We start from the raw sequence: 2,577 nt of genomic DNA, 5'->3' as shown, positions 1-2,577 counted from the left end.
GCGCGGCGCGAAGTTGCCACAGAAAAGTCGAATTTCACCGAGGAATGGATCCATATTGTTCTCCCTTTGCGCGCGGCTCAGTTATGGGGCGGGAAGATGCCTTCCAGGGCGATGACGAAATTCACCACCGTATAAGGCTGCATGTTTTCGTGCGGCTGTGAACCGCCGGCCGGACCGACCGTCGGGCCATCCATGGTGGCCGAATTGTCCTGCACCCGGAACAGGTTCAGGTCGCCGGGCTGCACGTTGCCGAATGCACGTCCGGTTGGATCGGACGCGTGGGTCGCGGCTGTCGACGCCATCACATTGTGGGTATGGCCCGGCAGTTCCGGCTGAATCAGGGTATGCGCTGTTTCGCCGGCGACCTGGCCCAGGTTGAACCCGGCGCCGACGTGCACCGGCACGCGGCCCTGCAAATCAGGCAGGGCAAAGGTGGTCTGGCCATTGCCGCCGTAGGTGGTGCCCAGAATTGCAAACAGGGCCTGGTTCTGGCTGATAGCCAGGAGCTGCCCATTGCACAGTGCCCAGCCCTGCGGCGCAAAATTGAAGCCGGTCATGCGGATTTCACCGATATACGGATCAGACATGCTGCCTCCTCTCAGCTGTGGATGGCGCGTCGGCGCCATCGCACGGCAAGATCAGTTGGGTAGGAAAAAGGGAGAAGTTCAGGCGCGCAGAACGCGTCGGCGCGAAGCGCCCAGCAGACCCAGGCCGCCCGCCAGCAAGGCGAGAGTGCCCGGTTCGGGAACGCTGGGCGGCGGATCGTTAGGACCAGTCGAAGCTTGCTCGACCAGGGAGATATTGTCGAGCTGATTGCCAAAAATGGGATCGCTGCCGGTATTGCCGAATTCCAGGAGCATGGAGGTGCCGGTCGCTACGAGATCGACGAAGGTTTTGGTCACCCAGTCCAACGTTACGTCATTCTCATCCCAGATGGTCAGTCCACCGAATTTCACGAAAGCTTCGTTGTCGACGATGTCGGCGCCTGTCGAGGAGGCGCGCTGAATCTCGAAGCTGAGCGTGTACTTATGGCCGATCGTCAACCCGGAAATGTTCTGGGAAAGAATGCCGATGGGGGTCACGCCGGGAACGCTGAGATCTTCATACACGTTTGTCGTGTGTGCGGCTGGCGAGCCGGTCTGGTCCGCGCCGACCGTGAATTGCCCCGAGTCTTGCCAGTGCAGGGCGAAGCTTGATTCGAAGTCCCCGTCCAATACCAGATTAGGGGCGGCGTGTGCGAGCGTTACAGTCAACCATAGGCCCATGGCGACTGCTGTACGGCGTAAGGTTTGCATGGAATTTTCCTTGTAAGGTAACTATGTGTTGCGGATTGAGGCTGATCATACGCTTGGCTTTTTTACGCATTTCTTGAAGTTTTGTAACGTATCTTTTTTGCAAAAGACTACCTATTCCGGTGCAACTTATGGCTGAGCTACAGTGAAGCATAGAAAGGCTTTTCAAAATTGCAAGGCCGTTGTAAAAAGCCTCAAACAGTTATGATGTGTGAATTTCATTCCGATAGACTCAATATGCGCGTTCCTGCTTTCGTTTTTATGTGCGCCGCTCTGGCCGGTTGCGGCACGGTGCCTGCCGGTTCTCACACCACTTTGGCGATGCTCGAAACGACGGATTTGCACGCGAACGTACTGAGCTACGATTACTACAAGCTGGCGCCCGACGCGACGCTGGGCTTTGAGCGGACGGCCACGCTGATCCGGCAGGCCCGCACCGAGTTTGCGAATACGCTGCTGCTCGATAACGGCGACACCATCCAGGGCACGGCGCTGGCCGATTACCAGGCATTGGTTGCGCCAGTGTCCTGCTCGCAAACGCCGGCGATCTACAAAGCCATGAATGCGCTGGGCGTGGAAGGCGGCTCGGTGGGCAACCACGATTTCGATTACGGACTGGATTACCTGCAACAAGTCACGGGCAGCCGCTTTGACGTAGAGGGCATCGCCCCGCGCACCCAGGCTTGCGCCGGCGCGGCGTTCCCCATCGTGCTGTCCAACGTCATCAGCCTCAAGACCGGCAAGCCGCTGTTCGCCCCGTACCGCATTTTCGACAAGCGCATTACGGCGACCGGGCCGGATGGCAAACCGGTGCAGGCGAGTGTGAAGGTCGGCATCATCGGCTTTACGACACCGGCCATCATGGGCTGGGATAAACGCTGGCTGGAAGGTAAGGTCCGCATGGAAGGCTGGCGCGAAGCGGCGGAGCGCTACATCCCGGAAATGCGGGCGCAGGGCGCAGAGCTGGTGGTCGCGATTGCGCATGCGGGGCTTGACGGGGCGCTGTATTCGCCTGCCATGGAGAACGGCAGCTGGCATCTGGCCCAGGTGCCGGGCATCGACGCCATGCTGATTGGCCATGCCCATGAAGTCTTCCCGAACGCGGCCAGCAAGTCCCCGCAATTCAACCTGCCGGGCGTGGACAAGGTGCGTGGCACGGTAAATGGTGTGCCGACCGTGATGGCTGGCCTGTGGGGTAAGCAGCTTGGCGTCATTGCTCTGCGCCTGCGCTACGACGGTCGGCACTGGTCCGCCGATCGCGAGCACACGATCGTTGAAACGCGGG

At 59.8% G+C, this 2,577-nt stretch carries 3 protein-coding genes; 1 reads left to right on the top strand and 2 read right to left on the bottom strand.

Translation table 11 applies throughout. From position 1 onward, the window contains the following. Positions 1–77: 77 nt before the first annotated feature. On the bottom strand, positions 78–587 hold the full coding sequence (locus tag AB4Z11_RS29090) for a phage tail protein (protein WP_442029304.1): 510 nt from the start codon (positions 585–587) through the stop codon (positions 78–80). A 78-nt stretch (positions 588–665) separates the two neighbouring features. Further along, on the bottom strand, positions 666–1,295 hold the full coding sequence (locus tag AB4Z11_RS29085; protein WP_442029303.1) for a PEP-CTERM sorting domain-containing protein: 630 nt from the start codon (positions 1,293–1,295) through the stop codon (positions 666–668). Positions 1,296–1,529: 234 nt separating this feature from the next. Between AB4Z11_RS29085 and AB4Z11_RS29080 the strand changes: the two genes are divergently transcribed. Next, on the top strand, positions 1,530–2,577 hold a 1,048-nt coding region (locus AB4Z11_RS29080; RefSeq protein WP_442029302.1), incomplete at its 3' end, for a metallophosphoesterase.

The sequence above is a fragment of the Pseudoduganella sp. RAF53_2 genome, assembly GCF_052113985.1.
Taxonomy (GTDB): Bacteria; Pseudomonadota; Gammaproteobacteria; order Burkholderiales; family Burkholderiaceae_D; genus Rugamonas.
The sequence above is the reverse complement of the archived record's forward strand: the minus strand, read 5'-3'. Positions and strand labels throughout refer to the sequence as shown.

Bases quoted from the DNA above. Each gene is read 5' to 3' on its own strand.
- AB4Z11_RS29085 (WP_442029303.1), bottom strand. From the start codon at position 1,295: ATGCAAACCTTACGCCGTACAGCAGTCGCCATGGGCCTATGGTTGACT.
- AB4Z11_RS29090 (WP_442029304.1), bottom strand. From the start codon at position 587: ATGTCTGATCCGTATATCGGTGAAATCCGCATGACCGGCTTCAATTTT.